Source organism: Arthrobacter sp. AL05, assembly GCF_029960715.1.
GTDB lineage: Bacteria > Actinomycetota > Actinomycetes > Actinomycetales > Micrococcaceae > Arthrobacter.
Genome location: NZ_JASBRC010000016.1, coordinates 24,465 through 47,977, shown reverse-complemented (window position 1 = coordinate 47,977; position 23,513 = coordinate 24,465). Strand labels below are relative to the sequence as shown.

At 65.2% G+C, this 23,513-nt stretch carries 15 protein-coding genes and 1 pseudogene; 9 read left to right on the top strand and 7 right to left on the bottom strand.

Annotation, left to right across the window (positions count from 1 at the left end):
* Nucleotides 1-190: 190 nt before the first annotated feature.
* A pseudogene (locus QK287_RS16255) lies at nucleotides 191-1,132 on the top strand (acetylxylan esterase).
* A 78-nt stretch (nucleotides 1,133-1,210) separates the two neighbouring features.
* Here QK287_RS16255 and QK287_RS16250 read toward each other — a convergent pair.
* The 6 genes from QK287_RS16250 to QK287_RS16225 all read right to left on the bottom strand — a co-directional run bounded on the left by QK287_RS16250 (nucleotide 1,211) and on the right by QK287_RS16225 (nucleotide 10,328).
* Nucleotides 1,211-4,444: a D-Ala-D-Ala carboxypeptidase family metallohydrolase gene (locus tag QK287_RS16250; protein WP_226776469.1), complete on the bottom strand. Its 3,234-nt coding sequence runs from the start codon at nucleotides 4,442-4,444 to the stop codon at nucleotides 1,211-1,213.
* Between the two features lie 14 nt (nucleotides 4,445-4,458).
* On the bottom strand, nucleotides 4,459-5,802 hold the full coding sequence (locus tag QK287_RS16245) for a hypothetical protein (protein WP_226776470.1): 1,344 nt from the start codon (nucleotides 5,800-5,802) through the stop codon (nucleotides 4,459-4,461).
* A gap of 2 nt (nucleotides 5,803-5,804) precedes the next feature.
* The gene (locus tag QK287_RS16240; protein ID WP_226776471.1) at nucleotides 5,805-6,374 is read right to left on the bottom strand and encodes a hypothetical protein; all 570 of its coding nucleotides are present in this window, start codon (nucleotides 6,372-6,374) and stop codon (nucleotides 5,805-5,807) included.
* A 17-nt stretch (nucleotides 6,375-6,391) separates the two neighbouring features.
* Complete coding sequence (locus tag QK287_RS16235) at nucleotides 6,392-7,645, bottom strand: hypothetical protein (protein ID WP_226776472.1); 1,254 nt, start codon at nucleotides 7,643-7,645, stop codon at nucleotides 6,392-6,394.
* On the bottom strand, nucleotides 7,638-10,028 hold the full coding sequence (locus QK287_RS16230) for a hypothetical protein (RefSeq protein ID WP_226776473.1): 2,391 nt from the start codon (nucleotides 10,026-10,028) through the stop codon (nucleotides 7,638-7,640). Before QK287_RS16230 ends, QK287_RS16235 begins: the two co-directional genes overlap by 8 nt.
* An 81-nt stretch (nucleotides 10,029-10,109) precedes the next feature.
* On the bottom strand, nucleotides 10,110-10,328 hold the full coding sequence (locus QK287_RS16225) for a hypothetical protein (RefSeq protein ID WP_226776474.1): 219 nt from the start codon (nucleotides 10,326-10,328) through the stop codon (nucleotides 10,110-10,112).
* Between the two features lie 161 nt (nucleotides 10,329-10,489).
* Between QK287_RS16225 and QK287_RS16220 the strand changes: the two genes are divergently transcribed.
* Nucleotides 10,490-11,227 carry a BTAD domain-containing putative transcriptional regulator gene (locus QK287_RS16220; protein WP_226776475.1) on the top strand — a complete coding sequence of 246 codons (738 nt, stop codon included), beginning with the start codon at nucleotides 10,490-10,492 and terminating at the stop codon, nucleotides 11,225-11,227.
* Here QK287_RS16220 and QK287_RS16215 read toward each other — a convergent pair.
* Complete coding sequence (locus tag QK287_RS16215) at nucleotides 11,196-12,896, bottom strand: hypothetical protein (RefSeq protein ID WP_226776476.1); 1,701 nt, start codon at nucleotides 12,894-12,896, stop codon at nucleotides 11,196-11,198. The two genes, QK287_RS16220 and QK287_RS16215, sit on opposite strands and share 32 nt — an antisense overlap.
* A gap of 218 nt (nucleotides 12,897-13,114) precedes the next feature.
* Between QK287_RS16215 and QK287_RS16210 the strand changes: the two genes are divergently transcribed.
* From QK287_RS16210 to QK287_RS16180, 7 genes are all read left to right on the top strand, one after another.
* Nucleotides 13,115-15,091 carry an amino acid transporter gene (locus QK287_RS16210; RefSeq protein WP_282360790.1) on the top strand — a complete coding sequence of 659 codons (1,977 nt, stop codon included), beginning with the start codon at nucleotides 13,115-13,117 and terminating at the stop codon, nucleotides 15,089-15,091.
* A 304-nt stretch (nucleotides 15,092-15,395) separates the two neighbouring features.
* Nucleotides 15,396-15,494, top strand: coding sequence for a potassium-transporting ATPase subunit F (locus QK287_RS16205; protein WP_226760016.1), 99 nt, complete (start codon nucleotides 15,396-15,398; stop codon nucleotides 15,492-15,494).
* A 7-nt stretch (nucleotides 15,495-15,501) separates the two neighbouring features.
* The gene (gene kdpA, locus QK287_RS16200) at nucleotides 15,502-17,169 is read left to right on the top strand and encodes a potassium-transporting ATPase subunit KdpA (RefSeq protein WP_282360789.1); all 1,668 of its coding nucleotides are present in this window, start codon (nucleotides 15,502-15,504) and stop codon (nucleotides 17,167-17,169) included.
* Nucleotides 17,166-19,304 carry a potassium-transporting ATPase subunit KdpB gene (gene kdpB, locus QK287_RS16195; protein WP_282360788.1) on the top strand — a complete coding sequence of 713 codons (2,139 nt, stop codon included), beginning with the start codon at nucleotides 17,166-17,168 and terminating at the stop codon, nucleotides 19,302-19,304. The genes kdpA and kdpB overlap by 4 nt, the downstream gene beginning before the upstream one ends.
* Nucleotides 19,305-19,314: 10 nt before the next feature.
* Complete coding sequence (gene kdpC, locus QK287_RS16190) at nucleotides 19,315-19,926, top strand: K(+)-transporting ATPase subunit C (RefSeq protein WP_226776480.1); 612 nt, start codon at nucleotides 19,315-19,317, stop codon at nucleotides 19,924-19,926.
* Nucleotides 19,927-19,962: 36 nt separating this feature from the next.
* Nucleotides 19,963-22,623 (top strand): DUF4118 domain-containing protein, encoded by a 2,661-nt coding sequence (locus QK287_RS16185; protein WP_226776481.1) that lies wholly within the window; start codon nucleotides 19,963-19,965, stop codon nucleotides 22,621-22,623.
* Nucleotides 22,620-23,294, top strand: coding sequence for a response regulator (locus QK287_RS16180; protein WP_226776482.1), 675 nt, complete (start codon nucleotides 22,620-22,622; stop codon nucleotides 23,292-23,294). Before QK287_RS16185 ends, QK287_RS16180 begins: the two co-directional genes overlap by 4 nt.
* Nucleotides 23,295-23,513 lie beyond the last annotated feature (219 nt).

Here is a 23,513-nt window from a genome sequence, read left to right as displayed (position 1 = left end):
CCCCACCCCGGATGGGTCACCCGGGAACCGTCACCAACCCGTTACTTATCTCGGGGACAAAAACAGTGAATTGACCCATCTGCCAGGAGTTCTGAACGATGCGGTTCCTGCCCTGGCCGGCAGGTCCTTGGCGGTCAGGGCGGGAGCGGCGGGTGATTTACCTGACGCTTCAAGTACACCCTGGGCGAAGATGGGCTGGCCTACAAGTAAATTTCAGTACAGCGCCCACTTTGTAGCCACCCCCGGCTGGGACCAGCTGCGCAGCTACACCTCATCAGCAGTGGAGCCGGAAGACTTCGACGATTTCTGGAACCGAACCATTGCCGACGCCCGGGAGTTCCCGCTCGACGCCGAATTCACCCCGGTGGGGAACCTGCTGAGTGTCATTGACAGTTTCGATGTCACGTTCGCGGGCTATGGCGGGGATCGGATCAAAGGCTGGCTGCATCTGCCGGCCAACCGCGGCGCCGGACAGGAGCTGCCCGTGGTGGTGCAGTATGTCGGCTATTCGGGTGGGCGCGGCCTGCCTGGTCCAGCAGGACACAAAATGGGCGCAGGCAGGCTACGCGCACTTCATTATGGACACCCGCAGCCAGGGGTACGGCGGCACCCTTGGTGCGACAGCAGATCCGCATCCCTCCGCCGGGAAGGTGTCCTACGCCGGGCTGATGACGCGTGGCATTTCAGCCAAGGAAGACTACTACTACCGCCGCGTTTTCGTTGACGCCTTCACGGCATTCTGTGCACCATGGCCGACGTCCCGTTCCTGCAGGATTTTCCCCGCGCCATCGACATCGCCCCGCGCGGCCCGTACCCGGAAATTGCGAATTTCCTGGCCCGCCATCGTGACCATTACGAGCCGGCACTCGGGGTCCTGGGTTACTTCGACGGTGTACACCTGGGCCGGCGCGCCACGGCGCCTGCCCTGTTCTCCGTTGCGCTAATGGACCATACCTGCCCGCCATCCACCGTCTTCGCCGCATACAACGCTTATGGCACCGGGCCGGCGGACGCCCCGCAGGCCGCTCCCGCTAAGTCGATCGAGGTCTACCGGTTCAACAACCACGAGGGAGGCCAGGAACACCACTGGGTTGCCCAGTTCCACTACCTGGCGGAGCTGCTGGCCGGTTAGCCCACGCTCGGAACCACTGCTGCGTGCGCTTCAGATCCAATGTTCCGCCCGCCGTGCGTTGCGGAACGAGCGGAGTATCTAGTGTTCCGCGAAGATGCCTTCGGCAACGTCCAGCCCTGCCTCCATCTCGCTGCTGTCCTCGTGAGAGACCGGGCCGACCATCGTGGCGGTGCCCTGTGTGCCAATAATCGCCTTGGCGGAGAGCGCCCGCGATACGTTGACCTCAAGCGGGTCCGGATTGACGAGGGCCTTGCTGTGCAGACGAAAGATCGAATTGTTGAACCGGATCTGCACGTTCCCCAGTCCCGGTGCCGGTACCATCAGGTCGGCGTCGCCGGCGAACGAACGAACGCCGATAACGGGGCCAGGAATGCGTACCGGGTCCGGCGTCGGAAAGACGAACACGCCAAAAGGCGTACAGGTGCCCGTCCCGGGTTTGCCCCCGCCGGGTACCACCTTGGCCAGGAGCTTTCCGATCATATCCAGCAACGGTTTGGGTAGGCGCTTTTTGACCCCTGCGGGGATGATTTTGTCCACCGGAACCTGCAGCATAAATCCGAGTCCCGTATAGCTGTATGCCTGTACCTGGCGGGTCTGGATATCACGTATCCGGTACGCTGCGGTGGTTCGAGCGACACCGAGCATACCCGCCGTTCCGGGTATCGGCAGGGACTGGACCTGGTTCTTCAGCGAGGTGAAACAGATCTCGAAACGATCCGACGATGGCCGCACGGGCGGGGGCCTGAGCCCCGGCGGGTGAACTGATACCTGCACAAGGCGCCTGCGCGGGTCCTCGACGTTGGGGACCGCGTCTTGGAAACCCAACCCGCGCTGGTCCCCCATGGTCACTCGTCCCGGCGGAATGCCGGCCGCGGCCAGCAGACATTCCAGGCAACGCGCCACCGTCGTCATCCGCCAAAACGAAAGACTCAGGTTGTGATCAACGTTGCCCGTTCTCGAGGCAAAACCATCGACGCTGATTTTCCACCCGGCGTCGGAGAAGCGGCCCGAGCGAACATCGGCGGCGATCTTTGCCACCAGGATTTGCAGAGCCTGAAGGTGCCTGGCGCGCAAGGCATAGTCATTGACCTTGTAGTCCCAGAGTTGAACTCCGTAGACGCGCGGGTCCTGGGTGGTCCGGGGTTCTGCCACCCCCTCCTTCGTTGATGCACCGCCTAGCCGAAACTTGGGTTCGTCGCCCCGCAGCGCGCCACATACCGGAGCCCGGGGTGAGGGCGCCTCCAATAAAGCGAAGGGTGCAGCCTCCAGTGCGAAAGGACCCGCTTCGTCAAAGGACTCCGATGCCTCCACCGATTCGGCTCCCTCCACTGCCTCCATCGCCGGCAGCGACTGCATTTCTTCAACTTCAGCGCCCTCGTCCGCGTAAAGCGCCTCGTCCAGATACGCTGATTCATCCGTGAACGCGGCTTCGTCCCTCTCCCCGACCGTTGTCCATTCGGCGGCGGGCGCTTCCGGGAGGATGCTGCCCGCCGCCAGCTTCACAACGTCCGGTACATCAGCGGACGGATCCACCAGGAATCTCCAGCCGAAATGGCGGGGAATGTTGCCATGGCTGACCCTGGTGCCTTCGACCCGGAAGCTGGGCGAGGCGGTATTCCGAAGGGCTGCGTGCACGGCCTCGCTGTGTCGGGCCGTTTGCTCCCCTGGCCGGTAGATAACACGGAGGGCGCCCGTTCCGGCCGCCATTCGGCGCTGGGCCCAGCCGATCAACCGTGCCGGGTCGGTGTAGAGGGCATCGAACGTGTAAATCTCGTGCGGGTTGTTGTGGTCAAGGATTGACATCAGCGCCGCCCCGCCGCCGGAATGCGCCGTAAGGATCAGCCTGTCCACCGCCACCGTGGCGCCCGTGCTCGCGGTGAATCTCTCAAGGGCGGCCGCTACAAGGGCTTGGAGCCCACCCGCTTGGGTCAGCGCCGGAAAGGTATAGCGCTGGTTGTTGTGCCCGGCCTTGGTCCGGGGGGCGTGGTTGCCGCGCGGCAACACCAAGAGCGTCGGTCGGGTCCGGGCAGGTCCGCCCGGCTGCTCCGGGTTTGCGATGTCCAGCCCGCTGAACGGCTCCTTCTCCTTCGCGATGTTCAGGGCATATCCGCTGGGCGTGTGCCCATGCAGGTGCACTACCACGTCGACGACGGACGGGCGGGTCATGGCATTCCACTTCAGCACAAGATCGGGATGCGTGCCCGCGTGTGATGCCAGTAGGGGCAACTCATTAACGACCAGCCTGCCGGCCGCCACATCTGATGCGGTTCCCGGATGGACTGGCGGTAGTGGCCGCGGCGGTGCGGATTTCCGGTGCCGCCTGTAGCTTTCGATTTCCGCGAGCGCCTTGCGGTTCTTGTCGCCGCTGAAGTAAGTCCATTTGGCCCAGGAGCCGCGCACGTCAACGTGCGCGAAGTTCCCGCCGATGCCGACGCCGATTCCTTCACCGCAGGCGTCGAGCGCCAGCTTCGCGATCTGCATTCCGTTCAGGCCGGCGATCTTGATGTCCGCCGCTTGGCCGCTGCAGTGGCGGCTGAGCGTTGGGCTCTTCCCAGCTCTGCGGTAGACCGCAACGTTCCGGGCCCAGGAACGGTATCCCGATGTGATCTTAACTGGCCGGGCCGCCCGGTCACGGATGGCCTGGAGCGCTGTCACAAGCTCCGCGGAAATCCTCGCCCGGTCATCGGCCCGGCCCCCGCTGGAGGCGAGTTCGCCCACGGTGAAGTTCCTGGAGAGCTTTTCCTTCCGGACGCCGGCGCCGGTCGCGTAAATGGGGACTCCGGTGTTGTGCGGGTCCCAATGCTCTTCCCCCTTCCCTTGATTGCCGGGGCTCGGGACCAGTACAAGTCCGGTTTCGAATCCCTCATGATGCTGGCCTGTCAGCAGCGGCTCTGCTGCGAGCATTGAGGCAAGTTCGGATTCCTCAACCTCGCCGTTTTCCTGCGCCTGACCGCCCAGTTCCCCGGCGCCGTCGGCGAATTGATCAGCGGCCTCGTCCGTTGCCTCGTCGGCGAATTGATCAGCGGCCTCGTCCGTTGCCTCGTCGGCGAATTCATCAGCGGCCTCGTCCGTTGACTCGTCGGCGGTTTCGTCCCAGCCAAGCTCATTCCAGGCCGCTTCGCCGGTACTCTCGTTCCATTCTGTCTGGCCGGCATATTCGTCGGCATATTCGTCGGTTGTCTCATCCCATGACGTTTCGCTGCCCCCGTCTGGGAGGGAGAACACGCTTGGAGTGGGCCATGACTCGGTGCCAACGTCCGGGACCAGATGCGCCGGGGGCGCAAATATGCTGGACATTTCAAGCTTTTCCATGGTCGTTCTTTCGCTCAGAGCCGGGGCCCGGCTGGGGCCCGGTTTCCATTACTAGACGGGACCGTCACTGGAACGGAAGCCCCGGGGCCCGGGAGCCTGGTGGGCTGCGCTGAACGCAGGTCAAGTTGGGGGCGGCGGGTGGTGATCGCCAGGTCCTTGACCCGCTCGCCGGTGCCCGATTGCCAGAGGTCGATGATGCGGTTCATGGTTTCGGCAATCTTCGGGTTGGCCACGCCGTCCTTCTTGTAGAGCAGTGTCGCCTTGTCCGTGGCGTTGAACATGCCCAATTCGATGAGCCACATCAGGGTGGACACGAGGTCTGCGAGTTCGAACAGCTCACGCGCCTGCCTCGAGGGGGCGATCCCCACCACTTTGCCGATGGCCGACAGCCGGTCGGCTGCATTCCCCAGCCCACCGGCATTGGCATGCAGGTCCACGACCAGTGACGTATCGTATTCAACGGTCAGGTGGAACCAGCTGAGCATTGTGACGTAGGCAAATTCCTCCTGAGAAACCATTCCGCCGCGCCGTCGGAGCTGCAGCATTTCGCCGATGGTTTGGCAAAGGTAGCCGATATACGTGGGATCCGTGGAATTGGAGCCCGAGGAGTTTCTGTCATTTTCGATGCCCATCCAGACCTGCCTGAGCAGTTCGTTCCATAGTTCAAGGAATCTGGTGTTGCCGGCGGTGCCGATGTTGAGCTTCCAGGGCTGGCCTTCCACGGCCTTCGTTGGAGCGTGCGGCAGGTCCAGCCCAAACATTCGCCAATAGATGTTGCGCCGGTTGATGCTGGCGTCCGGCCGCAGCTGGCTGGTCATCAGCCCGCCCATTCCGAAAAGCGGTGGATCGCGGAAGAACAGCTGCTCGGTATTCCGTGCCCAAACCAGGGTATCCACACTGGGCGCCGGAAGGCTCTCACCCCATGCGTAGCGCCGCACCACTTCGCCCAGGATCTCGAAAACGCCGGTCGCTTCCACCAAGTAGGCGTAGAGCAGGTTCTCCCATACCGGCGGGGGCGTCAGCTTCTGAAATGCGGATGTTGGGTTGTAGGGCTGCAACGGAGTTGGCGAACCTGGCGCCGGGTCAATGCCGGAAAGCAGGGTATCGCGAAGCAACTGGGGCAGCGTGGTCTTGGTAACGGCGTCCGGATCCCCCAACGGCACCGGCACCGAACCTCCGCCGCCGAGGATCGCCTGCCAGGCAGGGTTGGCAATTCCGCCTTGAGACCACACTTCTTCCAGCCATCTGCTGAGCTGCAGCGGGTGGACGGCCATTACGGCGTTGGCCTTTTCTTCAAGTTTCCATGCGGGCGCTGGTGAAACTGGATCGGGGATTAGTCCGACTAATGTCCGGAACATGGCTAGTCCTTCACGGTGGCTGAGCCGCCGGGCTGGCGGCGGGAGGGAGTCTCGGATACTGGGCTGGACGGGACCGGGCGGCCGGTGACCGAGGTCTTTTGTTTGCTGCGGTTCCTGCCCTTGTCGTGGAAGTGCGGGACTCCCACGGCTAGCGGCTCGCCATGGGCATCCCAGACTTCAACGGAAGCCACCTCCGGGTCCGCGATGACAAGTTCCCAGTACTCGTTGTCGACGTCGCCTACGGAGTAGAACGACTCGAACGGCGGATGCGGGTAGCGCAGCAGGATGCTGGCCGCGCGGCTTGGCAGTGCCTCGACGAAGGTCAAGGTGTAGCGTGCGTTCCGTGCATCGCCGGGACTGATATCAGGGGATGCGAGGATCGCCTTGTCCGGGGTTTCCCCGTGCCGACCGAAGTTTCCCAGACCGTTGCGGAGGGCGCGGAACTGCAAAATGAGTTGCTGCTGCTCCGGCCGGAGCTCCTGCTGCGGGCCGCGTCCGAAGGCGCTGACCAATTGGGCGACGTTCTGCGCGAACTGCTCGGCAGATCCCTGCGGGGTGTATTGCTCGGTCATGGTGTCATCTCTCCTGCTTATGCGGCGATGGGCCGCTCGCCGCCGAGGCGGCTCAGCCACGTTCGCATTTCGGTTGGCGTGTTTTGGGACTCGAGGCCGCGGAGTACGCTCAAGGCCAATATCCGCAGCGGCTCCAACCGCTGCAGATGGTTCGAGGTGTACAGCGAGTCCCCTGACCGCTGGGCCAAGCGGTCGAGTTCGGCCGGGGACAGCCGCCGAGGGTCTGCGAGCGCAGCAAGCGGAACGCCGTGGAATGCCTGCATCGGTTGGCGCGTGCACACATCCACGATGGTCGGCAGCAGGGGCATGCTCTCGGCCATGATCTCGGCAACCTCGCGGGGAGCCTGTCCCAGCGGGTACCGGGCCAGCCACCCGGCGCCCAGCACGTCCCAGGGCCCGGCTCCGTACCAGGAGCGGCAGAGCGCCACATTAAACTGGACCCGCAGCGCCGATATGGGGTGCGGATCGCCCGGGAGCATGCGATAGACGAGCTGGGCAGGGCCGTCAACAACCGTCGCCAGCGCTGGTACCGGCGCGTAGCCCAGCAAGGCAAAGGCGTACACGTCGCCGGCCACCTCCGCAGCCCAGGCCCGCCATACTTCGGCCACCAGTGTGTTGTGCGGTGCCAAGGCCTTGTAGAGTGCTGTGCCCAGTTCCGTCGTCCACCCTGTCAGGTGTGCCACCTGGTGACCGGTCTCGTGGACCAGGGAAGTCGGCTGCCAGAGGTTGTGCCTGGTGATCTTGATGGCAGCGGCCGGCGACAGGGAGGAATCCCACAGCCGCGCCCCGGCACGCAGGATGGAGGCGCCCAAGCCCTTGTCCAGATAGCAAAGCGCCGGCGGAGTGTCGATGTTCAACGGCCGGAGAACCTGGTCCATGCTGTAAACGGCAAGCGCGTCAAGGCCCCGCAGCACCGATGCCACGACCGGATTTGTCCGGGTGTTGACTGCGTCGCCGTAGAAATCGATGACAGCTTCGGCCCGGCTATAGCGCCGCCGCAGGATCAGCAACTCCGACCTAACGGCGGCGAGTTCGCCAACGGTCTCGGCGGCCTTGAGCGAAAAGAGGGCACGATCAGCGTGGGCGGTGAGGCGAACAACGACGGAGGTCAGGCTCCGGCGGAGGTTCAGGCCAAGGTAAGACTCGAGCTCCTTCCACGCCGCCGGTGACGCCGAAACCTCCAGGTCGCCCAAATCGACGCACGCTCGGCGCCAGTGCCGGATTTCGACACCGAGGGCCGCCCTCGCGGCGGTGGTACTGGAATCAGACATGGTGCCATCCCGGCTTCGCCGAAACGGTTGGCGGCCGCAGGGCGGCTGTCGGATGTCCGGTAACCGATGTGAAGGTCACGGTGAGGGTGACGCCGGAGGCCGGGTCCGCGACGGCGGCGCCCAGCTGCGCGCCCCGCTGGACCAGGTATTTGGAGATTGCGGTACCCGTTGACGCTGCCATGGCTGCGGCGATCCGGTTCGCTGCAGCAGGATCGCTCACCAGGGAGGAGCGCAGCAGCCGTCGGCTGATTTTCGTTGTCAGGTGTGGAAGGTAGATGGCACGAAGTTCCGAGAGTACGGCAGGCAGATCCCGCTGCCCCGAGGGGGCTGAGCGTTGGATGGATGCCAGCAGCGCCCGGGCCCGGCGCTCCGAGAGCCTGATCGCTATCCGCAGTTGCCTGCCGGCCGGATCCCAGTCAATGACGAGCAGTCGTCTGGGCCGGGCGCTCTTGCGTGCCGGCAGCTGCCCGGCGCGGATCCGGAAGTAGCGCTGTCCCGGCACCGGCTGCTGTGCCAGGGGGAATCGATGCAGCGCCAGCGGCGCGCGTCCGAGCCCGGGTTCCCGCAACAGCAGGCCCGCGGCTTCCGCTGTCAGGGGCTGGAATTCGTTGTCGACCGGGTGCTCGCCGGCAGGCAACCCTTCGTCTCGAGTGAAGTGGCCCGGTATCGTGCCCGGCAGCGTCTCGTAAAGGTCGATCTCCGCCTGTACGGGCCAACGGTCAACGCCCCGGTCCAACAGGTACGTTTCCATCGTCCCGCCGTCGGACCATCTTAATGCCCGGGCCTGCTGCCGGCTGATCGGGACGGCGAAGACCTGCGAGTATTTGCGGAACCGGTACCGCGGCCGCAGCGAGCGCGGCATCAGGATCCAGTAGCCCTCTGCGCCGGCAGATTCACGTTCGGGCAGATCTGCCCGCAGGAGCCGGTCGGGCAGGTAGGCCGCGGCGGCCCGCGAAAACGCACGCTGGACCGCGGCGCTGACCTGGAGGGGGTCCTCGAGCGCTTCATCGGTGATCTCGTCGAGAACTTCCATCGCCGTCGCTTCTACCGTGGAGGCCAGGGCCTCCCCGGACAGGGTCTGTTCCTGCTGCGGGCTTGTCTCCAGGCCCAGGGCGGTGAATCCGACGTCGACCCCGGCCTTGGCGATGAGCCGTGCCGCCTCCGGTCCCACCATCCCCTTGATCAGATTCGCCAGCGGAGTGGCAATCAGGTTGATGAGCTTCCCCCGGGCGCCGGTGAGTTTCAGTCCCAGCTTGAGCAGCGGCCGGATGGCAAGGACAACCGGCAGGAACTGTTCAATTTCGGCCGTTGGCGGCTCGGTTCCGGTGTGCTCGCTCAGCGCGCTGGCCAACCGGGCGCGCGCATCATCCAGCCCGGCAGCCTCATCGAACTCGGGCTCGATGTATTCGGATTCGTCGAATTCCCCGGATTCTTCACCGGCGGATTCGACCGGGTACAGCAGGTTTACAAGTTCGGTGTCAAAATTCTGTGCCAGCGCTCCGGCGGACCCCGCAATTTCCTCGGTTTCGGTCGCCGGGAACTCCCCTGCCTCGTCAAGACCAAGCTTGGTCATCAGGATCTTCACGGCCGGCCGCACATAGGAGGGCAGCAAGCGGGTCAGCGGGGCTGCCAGCTTCTTAACCACGCCCTTGAGCAGGGCCAAGCCGATTCCTTTGAGCCTGTTGAGGATAGGTCCGATCAGGTGCTTGCCGATGGTCTGGATGCCGCTTTTGATCGTCTGCAGCCCGCTCTTCGCCAGGTCGATAACGCCCTTCACCGGGTTCTTGATGAAGTTCCCTGCCTGGCGGACCCTCTCCTTGATGAAGGACTTCGCCTTTCGCAGCAGCTTTCCCAGAAAGTTGTCGAAGACCTCCGATCCGAGGGTGGGCGCCGGCTCCAGGGAGTCCAGGAGCTCGTCCAGTTCCTGCTCGCTCAGTCTGGTCAAATCGGTATTTTCCAGGCCCCCGCCGATCCTGTTGATCGAGTTTTCCCATTCATTTGTCAGCGGATCGATCCACTCATCGAGTGCCTCGCGGGTTCCGGCATCCGTCGGCGCCGCAGACCATTCTTGGGCATCGGCCAGCACACGCGAGGCTCCCTCGTTGAGCAGCTGTTCGAGGGCGTCCTCAAATTCCTCGTCATGGAGGGTTTCGAGGAAATCGCGTGCTTCAGCCGTTTCCCGCTCGACGTCGGCTTCGCTGTCAGCCTCGGCGCCAAAGGGGGAATCCGTGTAATAGATCGCTTCGAACAAGGCGTCACCGGACTCCTCGGAAGGAGCTTCGGCCCCCGGGGCTGCCTGGTCGGTGAAATGCGAAAGCCCCGCAAACGGGGAGGTATAGCTCCCGGCTTCTCCGGAAGAAGCCGAATAGGAATCGACGCTCATTTTCCCACCTCCATTATTCCTCTTGATCCCATGATCGGGTCCGGTGTCTTCCGGGCCGTCAATCCTGCGTATCTTCCGGCGTCAGCCGCCGCCCCGCGGCGGGACCGCCGCGCTCCGGGGACCGGGACCGCCGAGTTCCTCCAGCAGTCGCTCGACCAGCACACACACCTCGTCGACGCTGGCGAAGACCCATTGGCGCGCCGGGTCGGCGGGGTTCCCGCCGGTCAGGATGCGGACGATCAGCTGGCCCCCGTCCCGCCTGGCCCGGATAACAATGATCTGGTAGTCGGTATATTCCACTTCTGCAGCTTCCCGCCCGGCCATCGTTTGCAGCGTCAACGTTCCGTCCGCGTTGACATAGTGTTGACACCGGGTGGACGTCGGAGTCTGATGATCAAAGTGATCCATTCACGGCCGCGTATCCGGGGAGGGCCCTGATGCACCCATCACATCGTCCCGTCGTGGCACACTCTGACGGGCGGGTCAGCCTTTCGCTACTCGGAGGGTTCTCCTTGCGCATCGCCAACGCCCCGGTGTCGTTGCCCCTGCACGCCCGCCGCGTTATCGCCTACCTTTCGCTGGACAAGCTCGGGGCACACGACTGCGACCGGACGGTGCTGGCCGAACGGCTGTGGTCCGACTCAACGTCCGAACGTTGCCGCGGAAGCCTCCGGACGGCACTCTGGCGGATCCGCAGCGCCGATTCGCGCCTGATCGATGGGGATTCGGACCGGGTGTGGCTAGCCGACGACGTCGAGGTGGATGTGCACCGCCTGCGCCGACAGGCAGAACGGGTACTGACCGATGTGCGCGGTGAACCCGAACATTCGCAGTTTCTGGCACATGCGGAGGAACTTCTTCCGGGCTGGGACGAGGACTGGCTGTTGCTGGCCCGCGAGCAGTTGCGTCAGATGCGCCTGCACGCGTCCGAGGTAACCGCGCGCAGGCTTCGTGAACGGGAACGCTACATCGAAGCCATCGACGTCTTGCTGGCGGTAGTTGCCGAGGAGCCGCTGCGTGAGTCCGCGCAGCGGCTCCTGATCGATGCTCATCTGGGCGAAGGCAACGTATTCGAGGCCAGGCGGCAGCTCAACGGATATGCCCGCCTGCTGTGGACCGAACTGGGGTTGCGCCCCTCGCCGGAGTTATTCAGGAAGGTCGGCTTGGTCATGCCGGTGCAGGGAACTGCGACGCACTAGTTGCCTGCGCCGGGGGCAACAGCGCCGATACCCTGGTCCGGGGCGAGGGGTCGCAGCCGCGGGCATGCACCGAGGCCACCAGCATCGTCCCGGTCCAGGACCTCTGAATGAGGGCTTCCGATGCCGTCGTCCAGACTTCTCGTTCTTCCCCTGGTTGGAGATCGAAGCCTCCAGTAGCGGCGATGTTCCGGCAGGCCCCCGCCGCCCGCTCCGCGCCAGTAGCGGCACCGGCCAGCGAAAACACCACCATAAAGTGCCTGCACGGACCGCCCCCGGAGTCGTTGCTCACACTGACCCGGATCCGGTCCCCTGCACCCCGGGCCGCCAACCCATGGAGCCGAAGCTTCGGAGCCGGCGACGGGTCGGGAAGCCCGTAAACAAACCGGTGGAAAGCATCGACCACAGACGGCTCACCGCCCGCAACCAGGATGTCGGCCTCCAGCCCGATCGTGGAAAGCGGAGCGCTGCAATGCCGGGCGTATACGGCCCGCATGCAGGCGCGCAGGCGTTCCACCCCCAGCGCGTCGGCCAGCCCGCGGAAGAATCGGCTACCGTCCGGATAGGCATTGACCGCGGTCCGACGGTCAAAGGGACGCCGGGAACACAGTTCCACCGGGGCTTCATTGAAGTCGAAAGCCTCCAATTGGCCGGCGCCGTGCTCATGGTAGGAGGTGAAGGCCTCGTCCCACCAGCCGTCGGCCTGCGAGGCCGGCATGACCCCGCGGGAAAACCAGGAATGGAAAACCTCGTGGGCCAGCGCCCGCCGGGATGTGGTGGCCCCATGGTGGTATTCCATCCCACCGCGGTTGCCGTTGAAGAAGCAGACGAACCGGTTCCCCGGGAACCTGCCGTAGTCCGCCTCGTTCTGCGCCAGCAGACTCTCGATCCTGCCCAGCTCATGGCCGAGGTCCTCCGGTCCGGCGGAGCATTTCCAGGCCTCGACAGTGACGGCGGTGCCCGAGACCGGTAATACCACCGTCGACTTCTGGCCTTCGACGGTGGCCGCCGGGCGGAGCTCCACAAGGTGCGAAAGGGTGGTGAACGACGCCGGGAATGCAACGGACCAGCGTCCCGGGCCGCCAACGGCAACGTCCCCGTTGCTGATCAGCACGTGCGCCACCTCCGTCCCTGTCAGGGTGATGTTGAGGGTGACGGGGAACTGGTCGAACGGAAGGTTGGAGGGGAACCAGGCTTCCAGGTAGCGGCCCGCGAAGAGGTCCGACATGCCCAGCGTCCAACGCAGCGCGGGACCGTCGGACCACTCCAGCACCGGCGGCGAGGCCCCGCCCAGCTCAGCGTGCGGCAACCCCAACCGGTAGCGGAACCGAAGGCTGTGGACGGACCCGCGGTCCTGGAACCGGCGCAGGACCCGGACGGAGCCGGCCGGTCCAGCACCGACGTCGCACCCGCCGATCATTTCCGGATCGAGCGGCACCCCGTCCAGCCAGCAGCTGTCCACACTCTGACGTAAATCGAAAAACGGGTTGCCCCCGGTGGGACCCACCCGATAATCCATCGTCGCCGCGGCCACCGACGTGCCCCGGACTGCATCAAAGGACACCTCGGCCCGAAGCTCCAGGACGTGCACCGGGACCACCATTAAGCTGCCGGCCAGGGTAGCCGGCGGGGCATTGGAAAAGTCCGCGGCCCCAGGGCCCGTGCCACTCACACCTCAGGAATAGCACGGCCGGGAGGCGCTGTCACGGGAAATAGCGCCGCACACCGCCGGACGGTGCAAACCAACGCTCGCGGCGCACTATGGGCACCGCGGCTGCGGGCGGGTGTTAAGGATCCGTCAAGACTTCTGCGGGTCCGGCAGCGGCGACTGAGCCCGGTGTTAGGGTCGGCAGTGACACACGATGCCGGGCATCGCGCGGAGAGGCACGGATGACCACAATGAGCAGGCCGCCTGCGGACCCCTCGGCGGCGCGGCCGGGTGCCCGTGAAAACTTAAGGAGTTGGCTCCTGTTCGGCCTACAGGACGCAAAGGGCACCCACCAAGGGCCCGGTGCCGTGGGTGAATCGCATCTGAAGAAGCATCCATGGTGGCAGGTGATGTGCCTGACCGGCGTCGACTACTTCTCAACCCTGGGCTACCAGCCGGCCATCGCAGCGCTCGCCGCCGGTGTGATCTCGCCGCTGGCGACGATGGTACTGGTGGCTGTCACACTGTTGGGCGCCCTTCCCGTCTACCGCCGGGTTGCCGGGGAGAGCCACCGCGGCGAGGGTTCCATCGCCATGCTGGAGCGGCTGCTGCCCCGTTGGGGCGGCAAGCTTTTTGTGCTCGTTCTGCTGGGGTTCGCCGCTACGGACTTTATGATCACCATGACGTTGTCTGCGGCCGACGCCACAGCCCATGCGATCCAGAACCCGTTCGTTCCGGGCTGGTTGCAAGGCCAAAACGTGCCGGTGACTCTTTTCCTGCTGGCCATGCTCGGCGCGGTCTTCCTCCGCGGGTTTAAGGAGGCCATGGGCGTCGCGGTCGTCCTGGTCGGCATTTACCTCAGCCTCAACGTCGTGGTGGTCATCACCACAGTCCTTGAAGTGCTGGCCCACCCCGTTGCCGTCGGGGACTGGTGGACCGCCCTGACAACCTCCCATGGCAACCCGTTTATGGTGGTCGGCATCGCCCTGCTGGTCTTCCCCAAACTCGCACTGGGCCTGTCCGGCTTCGAGACCGGAGTGGCCGTGATGCCGCAAATCCAGGGAAAGCCGGGTGACACCGAGGAGAATCCGGCCGGCAGGATCGAAGGTGCCCGGCGGCTGCTGACAACCGCCGCCGTCATTATGAGCAGCTTCCTGATCACCACCAGCTTCACGACTGTGATCCTGATCCCCGAGCAGGAGTTCCAACCGGGCGGCCAGGCCAACGGCCGCGCCCTGGCTTTCCTGGCCCACGAATACCTGGGGGCAGGGTTCGGCACTGTCTACGACGTGAGCACGATCGCCATTCTCTGGTTCGCCGGCGCGTCCGCGATGGCCGGGCTGCTCAACCTCGTCCCGCGGTACCTTCCCCGCTACGGGATGGCCCCGGGGTGGGCGCGTGCCGTGCGTCCGTTGGTCCTGGTGTTCACATTGGTCGGATTCCTGATCACATGGCTGTTTAATGCCGACGTCGACGCGCAGGGCGGTGCCTACGCCACCGGCGTCCTGGTGCTGATGACCTCGGCAGCGGTTGCCGTGGCGCTCTCAGCCCGGCGCGCGAGGCAACGCAAGCGGACTCTGGGTTTTGGCGTTATAGCAGCGGTGTTCATCTACACAACGGTGGCCAACATCATTGAGCGCCCCGAAGGCATCCGGATTGCAGCGATCTTTATTGTGGGCATCATCGTGATCTCGTTGCTCTCACGCGTCCGGAGGGCCTTCGAACTTCACGCCACCCAGGTCCATCTGGACCGGCAGGCACTGGAATTTATGTCTGACGATTTGGACGGGCCCATTGCCATCATCGCGCACGAGCCGCTGCGCCTGAGCGCCACGGCCTACCGGGACAAGCTGACATCGGCGATCCAGGTCAGCCACCTGCCGGTGGACTACCAGGCGTTGTTCCTGGAAGTGGTCGTCGACGATTCCTCTGACTTTGAAACGGCTTTGGAGGTGCGAGGGGTGACCCGGCACGGGTACAGGGTCCTGGAAGTCCACGGACCCGTTGTGCCGAACACCATCGCCTCAGTGTTGCTCCACATCCGGGACGTGACCGGATTGATGCCGCATATCTACTTCCGCTGGACCGAGGGAAACCCGGTCACCAACCTGCTCCGCTTCCTCGCGTTCGGTGAGGGCGAGATCGCCCCGGTGACCCGTGAGGTGCTCCGGGAGGCCGAACCCGATGTCACCAAACGGCCCTGGGTCCACGTCGGCTGATAGCCGGACGCCTGACGTCGTGCGCAGCACTTAAAGCAGCACGGACCCGAATCCTCCGTGCGCGTTAAGACAGCGTCAAGATTCATCCTCCGGGCGTTAAGAAACCATCAGGAACCGGATATTCGGCCGTCGCTGGGAGTTGACTTTCACTAGACCCGCAAACGGGGAATGGATGAAAGGAACCTGCGATGGCCGACCTGGCTGTTATCGGAATCCTCATGGTGTCAATGGGATTCGTTATGTGGATAGGCCACGTTGTGGCCGGGATGGTCGGCACCGCCGACGAACGGCCGGAGGGCGGCAAATGAGCGCCGACGCGGTCATGTGGCTGGTCCTGCTGATTGCCGGACTGTGCCTCTTCGGGTACCTGCTGGCCGTCCTGATCCACCCGGAAAAGTGGTGAGCAGATTATGACTTTTAATGCTGCGTCCTTCATCGTCCAGGTGGCCGGACTCCTGCTGGTGCTGGCGGGCCTGCACAAGCCCTTTGGCATCTATCTGGCCCGGGTATTCGAGGGCACAAAAGCCAGCCGTCCTGAGCGCCTCTTCTACCGGCTTGCCGGAATCGACGCGGGTACTGAGCAGACCTGGTCCGTCTACCTGCGCAGCGTTCTGGCGTTTTCTGCTGTATCCATCCTGGCCGTTTACAGCCTCCAACGGCTCCAGGGCGTCCTGCCCGGCAACGGCTCCCTTCCCGGCGTGGACCCGTGGATAGCCATGAACACCGCCGTTTCCTTTGTGACCAACACGAACTGGCAAACGTATGCGCCGGAGGCCACCGTGGGCATTTTCGTTCAGATGGCCCTGCTTGCGGTCCAGAACTTCCTCTCCGCAGCGGTCGGCATCGTCGTCGCCGTCGCCCTCATCCGCGGCATCGCCCGAACGAGGACGCAACGGCTGGGCAACTTCTGGGTGGATCTGGCCCGGACGTCGTTCCGGATCCTGCTGCCGATAGCGTTTATCGCGGCAGTGGTGATGGTCCTCGGCGGCGTGGTGCAGAACTTCTGGCCGACCGACGTCACGAACCAGTTCACCGGAATCAGCCAGACCATTCCCGGCGGCCCGGTGGCGTCCCAGGAAGCCATCAAGGTCCTCGGGACCAACGGCGGCGGCTACTTCAATGCCAACTCCGCCCACCCGTTCGAGAACCCGAACGCCGTCATCAGCTTCTTCGAGGTGTTCCTGATCCTGCTCATCCCTTCGGCCCTGCCCTACGCCTTCGGCCGGATGGTCGGCGACCAGAAGCAGGGCTACACCGTGGCTGCGGTAATGGGCCTCCTGTGGCTTGCTTCCACCACCCTGATGGGATGGGCCGTGGCCTCGGGCCAGGGGGCTGCGACCGCTGCGGCCGGCGGGCTGGGCGAAGGGTTTGAACAACGCTTTGGTCCCGCGCCGAGCGCGATCTTCGCCGCGGCCACCACGCTGACCTCCACCGGCGCGGTCAACGTCGCCCATGACTCCCTGCCGCCGCTGGCCGGCGCAGTAGCCATGGTCAACATGATGCTCGGCGAAGTAGCCCCCGGCGGAACCGGCTCGGGACTTTACGGCCTGCTTATTCTGTCGATCATCGCCGTCTTCATCGCCGGCCTGATGGTGGGCCGGACCCCGGAGTACCAGGGCAAGAGGATCGGCCCAACGGAAATGAAGCTCGCAGCCATGTACATCCTGATCACTCCCACGCTGGTGCTGGCCCTGTCCGGTATCACCGTCCTGCTGCCGGATGCAGTTGCCAACGCCCCGTCGTCCGGTCCCCATCAGTTCAGTGAGGTGCTCTACGCCTTCACCTCCGGGGCCAACAACAACGGGTCCGCTTTCGGCGGCATCACCACATCAGGCCCGTACCTCTCGGTCATGATGGGCCTGGCAATGCTGTTTGGCCGCTTCCTGCCGATTATCCTGGTGCTCGCCCTCGCCGGCTCCCTGGCCCGGCAAGGCAAGGTTCCAGCCTCCGCCGGTACCGTACCCACCCACGGCTTGCTGTTCGGCGCCCTGCTGCTCGGCGTGACAGTAATTATGACCGCCGTGAGCTACTTCCCTGCCCTTGCCCTCGGGCCCCTCGCAGAAGGACTCCTCAAATGACCCGGTCCAGCCCGGCACCCGCCGCGGACACCGCCACCCGAACCTACGCCGACGGCAACCCCCTCGGCACCCCCGGCGAACACAAACACCACACTAAAACCCCGGCAAAACTGACGTTCGCAAGCGTTATGGCCGCCCTGCCTCTCGCAGTCCGGAAGCTCGCGCCCGGGCAGATGATCCATTCCCCGGTCATGTTCACAGTGCTGGTGGGCGCCGCCTTGTGCACTGCGCTCTCCTTCTACCGGCCGTCGGCCTTCGGCATTGCGGTCACCGCCTGGCTATGGCTCACCGCACTGTTCGGCACACTGTCCGAATCCATCGCGGAGGGCCGCGGCAAGGCCCAGGCCGACAGCCTCCGCGCCAGCCGCCAGGGAATCTTGGCCCGGCTCCGGCAGCCCGACGGAGCCATCAAAGAGGTCCCCGGCACCGAGCTTCGGCTCAACGACGTCGTCATTTGCGAAGCGGGAGACGTCATCCCCTCGGACGGCGAAATCATCGAGGGCCTGGCCAGCGTCGACGAATCGACGATCACCGGCGAATCGGCGCCGGTGATCCGCGAATCCGGCGGCGACCGGTGTTCCGTCACCGGCGGTACAAAGGTCCTCTCGGACCGGATCGTCATCCGCATCACCGCCGAGCCCGGCGCGACGTTTGTCGACCGGATGATCAAGCTCGTCGAGGGCGCCGTGCGGCAGAAAACGCCCAACGAGATTGCTCTCCACGTGCTGCTGGTATCACTGACCATCGTCTTCCTGGCCGTGACCATGTCACTGGCGCCGTTCGCCGCCCTCGCCGGCGCAACGCCGTCGCCGATTGTGCTGGTTGCGCTGCTGGTCTGCCTGATCCCGACCACTATCGGGGCCCTGGTCCCGGCGATCGGCATCGCCGGGATGGACCGGCTGGTCCAGCACAACGTGCTGGCGACCTCCGGCCGCGCCGTGGAGACCGCCGGAGATATCACCACCCTCCTGCTCGACAAGACCGGAACCATCACCTACGGCAACCGCCGGGCCGTGAATTTCTTCCCCGCCCATGGTGTTGAGCCGGCCCGGCTTGTGGAAGCGGCCCGGGTCTGCAGCCTGGCCGACGAAACCCCGGAAGGACGGTCCATCGTGGATCTCGCCGCCGGGGACGGTGCTGCCGGGCAGGATCTGGCAACGCTGCAGCGCAGTTCCGGTGATTTCACGGTGGTCCCTTTCAGCGCCAGCACGCGTATGAGCGGGCTGGACCTTGACGGCCGGCAGATCCGAAAGGGCGCCACCTCTGCAGTGTCCGCGTTCGTTGCCGGTTACGGCGGCCACACCCCGGCGGAGGTCACGGACCGCGTCAACGACATCTCCGCCGGGGGCGGCACTCCCCTGCTGGTCGCCCAGGTGAGCCAGGACGGCAGCGCGGAAATTTTGGGGACCGTTCACCTCGCCGACGTCGTCAAACCCGGAATGCACGCCCGATTCGACGAACTGCGGAAAATGGGCATCCGCACCGTGATGATCACCGGGGACAACCCCGTTACCGCCCGGGCGATCGCCGCCGAGGCCGGCGTCGATGATTTCCTGGCCGAAGCAACCCCCGAGGACAAACTCGCGGTCATCAAAAAGGAGCAGGCAGCCGGCCGGCTCGTGGCCATGACCGGGGACGGCACCAACGACGCCCCTGCCCTGGCCGCGGCGGACGTCGGCGTCGCCATGAACTCCGGCACCCCCGCCGCCAAGGACGCTGCCAACATGGTGGACCTCGACTCCGATCCCACCAAACTCATCAATATCGTCGGCATCGGCAAGCAACTGCTGATCACCCGCGGGGCGCTGACCACGTTCTCGGTCGCCAACGACGTCGCCAAGTACTTCGCGATTGTGCCCGCCCTCTTCACCGCGGCCTTCCCGGGGCTCGGGCTGCTGAACATCATGGGCCTGGCAACCCCCTCCTCGGCCATCCTCTCCGCGGTGATCTTCAACGCCCTGGTCATCGTCGCCTTGGTGCCGCTCGCGCTCCGGGGTGTGAAATACCGCGCCGTCTCGGCCAATCAGGCGCTGGCCCGGAACCTGCTGATCTACGGGCTCGGTGGACTCATCGCCCCCTTCGTCGGCATCAAGATCATCGACCTGATCATTTCCCTCATCCCCGGCATCGGCTAGGAAGACCATTATGAACACTCTTACCGGCTATCTGCGCCAGGCCGGAACTGCGCTGCGGTTCCTGCTCCTCGCCGCCCTCGTCCTTGGCGCCGCCTACCCGCTGGCCGTCTTTGGCGTCGGGCAGCTGATCGCCCCGTACCAGGCCAACGGGTCCATCATCAAAGACAGGGCGGGAGCCCCGGCAGCGTCTGCCTTGATCGTCCAGGCCCCCGCCGACGACGCCGGCGTCCAGGATCCGCGGTGGTTCCATGCCCGGTCTTCCGCGGTGAAATGGGACCCGGCGTCGTCATCGGCCAGCAACCTCGGTCCCAATGATCCCAAGCTCTTGGACGCCGTCACCGCCAACCGGTCAGCTGTTGCTGGCGCCGAAGGCGTCGACGCGGAACGGGTGCCGGCAGACGCGGTAACTGCCAGCGGCTCGGGTCTGGACCCGGATATCTCCCCCGCCTACGCCCGGCTGCAGGTTCCCCGCGTTGCCAGGGCGCAGCACCTGAGCGCCGATGCGGTGATGTCCCTGGTCAACAAGCACACCAGCGGCGGCTTGGAGGCCTTCCTGGGCCAGCCTTCCGTGAACGTGACTGCCCTCAACATTGATCTCGCTGCCACGGTACAGTCCAAGTGAGAGTCCACCTGAGAGTCCGAGCGAAAGGATAAGTCCATGGCCCGTGGCACGCTGCGGATCTTCCTGGGAGCCGCGCCCGGGGTCGGTAAAACCTACGCGATGCTTGAGGAAGCGCACCGCTTAAGCCGGCGCGGCGAGGACGTTGTGGTCGCCTGGGCCCTGGACCATGGGCGCAGCGACACCAGTGCCCTGCTAGAGGGGCTGGAAGTTGTGCCGTCCAAGCACCTGGCATACCGCGGGACGGAGTTTGTGGAAATGGACCTGGACGCCGTTCTTGCACGGGCTCCCGGCACCTCGGTAGTGGACGAATATGCCCACTCCAACATTCCCGGCAGCCGCCATGCCAAAAGGTGGGAGGACATCGACGAACTCCTCGATGCCGGCATCAACGTTTTGTCCACGGTCAACATCCAGCATCTGGCATCCCTGGGCGACGTCGTCAGCGCCATCACCAACGTCCGCCAGGCCGAGACCGTGCCGGACGACATCGTCCGCCGGGCAGACCAGATCCACTTGGTTGACATTTCCCCTGAGCTGCTGCGCCAGCGGCTGGGCGATGGCAAAATCTACAGCGGCGACAAGATTGACGCGGCCCTGACGAACTACTTCCGGCTGGGCAACCTCACCGCCCTGCGGGAACTGGCACTTCTCTGGCTGGCTGACCGGGTGGATGAAGGCCTGGCCAGGTACCGCGCTGAACAGGGCATCGAGGCTACCTGGCCCGCCCGGGAGCGGATTGTTGTGGGCCTGACCGGCGGCCCCGAAGGGGAGATCCTGATCCGCCGCGGGGCCCGGATCCTGAACCGCGTCAATGGCGGGGACCTGCTGGCCGTGCACGTCCGGGCGGCTGACGGCGTGGCGGGCGAATCACCCCAAGCTCTCGAAGCCCAGCGTCGTTTGATCCTGGACCTGGGCGGCAGCTACCACGTCGTGACCGGCGAGGATCCGGCTGACGCGCTGCTGGACTTCGCCCGCAGCGTCAACGCCACCCAGATTGTCGTCGGCATCTCACGCCACAAGCGGCTCGCGGGCCTCCTGGGAAGCCTGCTCGGCGGCGGCACCGGGACCAGGGTCGTGCGCGACTCCGGTGACATCGACGTCCACATGGTCTCCCACCCCCTCGGCGGCCGCGGCGCCGGTCCGCGGCGGCAACGGGACCTCGGGCGGATCCGTGTCGCCGCGGGTTTTGTCCTGTCCGTCGTACTTCCTGTACTGCTGCAGATGCTGCTCTCGCTGAACCCGGACCGGAATGTTGCCACCGCAGCACTCATCCAGCTCGCCGGGTCCGTCGCCGTCGCGCTGGTCGGCGGACTCTGGCCCGCCGTCCTGGCCGCCCTCTGGAGCAGCCTCCTGGTCAACTATTTCTCCACACCCCCACTGGGCAACCTGACCATCAGCGACCCGCAGAATCTTCTCGCCCTGTTGGTCTTTGTGGGCGTCTCCGCGGCCGTTGCCGTCGTCGTCGACCTCTCCGCCCGCCGGTCCAAGGAAGCCTCGCGCGCACGGGCGGAGGCAGCCACGCTGGGGGACCTCACCCGCAGCGCCGGCCGTGCCGAGGACACCCTAAAGGGACTCCTCGATCAGGCCCTGGACGTGTTCCAGGTCAGTGGCGCGGTCCTCTACAGTTCCGCCGGAAACCCCGGCACTGGAGGGGCAGGGAAGGCCGGCTGGCGGCTCGTGGCACAGGCCGGCACAGTCCCTTCCGCCGGCCTTGACGGTGCGGAAAACATCGAAGAGATCGACTCCACAACCCGCCTCGTCCTCTCCGGACGGACACTGCCCGCCAGTGACAGACGGTTGCTCGGTGCGTTCGGCGTGCACCTGGCCGCGCAGCTGGAGCGCCAGCAGCTGGCGGCCAGCCGCCGGGACGTCGTGCGGCTTGCCGAGGGCAACACGATGCGGACCGCCATTCTCCGTGCGGTCTCCCACGACCTTCGGACACCGCTGGCGGGCATCAAACTGGCCGTCGGCGGCCTCAGGCAGCCGGACGTCCACTACACCGACGAGGAGGAACAAGAGCTGCTCGCGACCATAGACGAATGCTCTGACCGGCTGGATGCGCTGGTGGGCAACCTGCTGGACATGTCCCGGATCACCTCCGATTCCGTCAATCCGCTCATCAGGCCAGCGCGCTGGTACGACGTGATGCCTGCCGCTCTGCAGGGAATCCCGGCCGGCCGGGTGCGGATCGAGCTGCCCGGCAATATGCCCGAAGTCGAGGCTGACGCCGGAATGCTGGAACGCGTCATCGCAAATATCGTGGAGAACGCCGTCAAGTACGCACCGGACTCCGACGTTGTGATTGTAGGAGCAGCAGGCGGGCTCAGCCACGCAACGCTGGGTGGCCAGCCTGCGGGGGAACTGCGCATCATCGACCACGGCCAGGGCGTGCCGGCGGAAAGCGTCGTACGGATGTTCCAGCCGTTCCAACGCCTCGATGACGTCCCGCAGGCAACTGGCGTGGGTCTGGGACTGGCTGTTGCCAAAGGCTTCACCGAGGCGATGGGCGGAACCCTGACCGCGGAAGGGACACCAGCTGGCGGACTGACGATGGTGATCCGGCTGCCCCTCTCTCCCGGGGCGGCATTCCACCAGACTGGGGCCCAAACTGGTGGCCAAACACGGCGTCAGGCGCAGCCAGCCCTCCCGCGGCCGCTGAACACCCAACCCGCGTCCGCGACGGAGGCCACGCAGTGAACGACGTGCTTGTGGTCGACGACGATCCCCACATTCTCAAAGCCCTCAAGATCACCCTGCATGCGCACGGATACAACGTTGTGACGGCCCCCGACGGCGATTCCGCACTTAGGGCCGCCGCCCAACACAGCTTCGCCGTCATCGTGCTGGACCTGGGCCTGCCGGACATGGACGGAACGACCGTCATCAACCGTCTCCGGCAATGGAGCCGCGTCCCGATCCTGGTCCTGTCCGCACGGCACGGCTCCGAGGACAAGGTCCGGGCCCTGGATGCCGGAGCCGACGATTACGTCACCAAACCCTTTGGACTGGACGAGCTGCTGGCGCGGCTGCGGGCCGTCCAACGCCGCAGCATCCAGGCCGACGAAACGCCCATCGTATCCACTCCCGCTTTCACTGTGGACCTGGCTAAAAAACGCATCACCCGCAACGGGGAGGATGTTCGGCTGACCCCCACCGAATGGGGCATCCTGGAACTGTTGGTCCGGAACCCCGAGAAGCTCATCACGCAACAGCAGTTGCTCACCGAAATCTGGGGTCCTGCGTATGCCAAGGAAGCCAACTACCTGCGTGTGTATATGGCCCAGCTCCGCCGCAAGCTCGAACAAGAAGCCGGCAACCCCCGCCACTTCCTGACCGAGGCGGGCATCGGATACAGGTTCATGCCCTGACCCGCAGCCATAAACCCGGCCGGGCCTTTGCACTTGTGGCCCGCGTTGGGCAGGCTGGTCTGATTGGTGCCGGAGCTGGTTTGCGCCGAAGTCCGGCCGGGGTAACGGCCGATGGAAAATTGACGCCGCGGAGTTTTACGTTGTCCCCGGCAGGATGCCCGACGACACTTGCGACGGCAGTCTATGATTCCGGCGTCGGAAAGCGTTGTTATGCACCGC

Bases quoted from the DNA above. Each gene is read 5' to 3' on its own strand.
- QK287_RS16230 (WP_226776473.1), bottom strand. From the start codon at position 10,028: ATGAGCGTCGATTCCTATTCGGCTTCTTCCGGAGAAGCCGGGAGCTAT.
- QK287_RS16240 (WP_226776471.1), bottom strand. From the start codon at position 6,374: ATGACCGAGCAATACACCCCGCAGGGATCTGCCGAGCAGTTCGCGCAG.
- QK287_RS16210 (WP_282360790.1), top strand. From the start codon at position 13,115: ATGACCACAATGAGCAGGCCGCCTGCGGACCCCTCGGCGGCGCGGCCG.
- kdpC (WP_226776480.1), top strand. From the start codon at position 19,315: ATGAACACTCTTACCGGCTATCTGCGCCAGGCCGGAACTGCGCTGCGG.
- QK287_RS16235 (WP_226776472.1), bottom strand. From the start codon at position 7,645: ATGTCTGATTCCAGTACCACCGCCGCGAGGGCGGCCCTCGGTGTCGAA.
- QK287_RS16250 (WP_226776469.1), bottom strand. From the start codon at position 4,444: ATGGAAAAGCTTGAAATGTCCAGCATATTTGCGCCCCCGGCGCATCTG.
- QK287_RS16205 (WP_226760016.1), top strand. From the start codon at position 15,396: ATGAGCGCCGACGCGGTCATGTGGCTGGTCCTGCTGATTGCCGGACTG.
- kdpA (WP_282360789.1), top strand. From the start codon at position 15,502: ATGACTTTTAATGCTGCGTCCTTCATCGTCCAGGTGGCCGGACTCCTG.
- QK287_RS16185 (WP_226776481.1), top strand. From the start codon at position 19,963: ATGGCCCGTGGCACGCTGCGGATCTTCCTGGGAGCCGCGCCCGGGGTC.
- QK287_RS16245 (WP_226776470.1), bottom strand. From the start codon at position 5,802: ATGTTCCGGACATTAGTCGGACTAATCCCCGATCCAGTTTCACCAGCG.
- kdpB (WP_282360788.1), top strand. From the start codon at position 17,166: ATGACCCGGTCCAGCCCGGCACCCGCCGCGGACACCGCCACCCGAACC.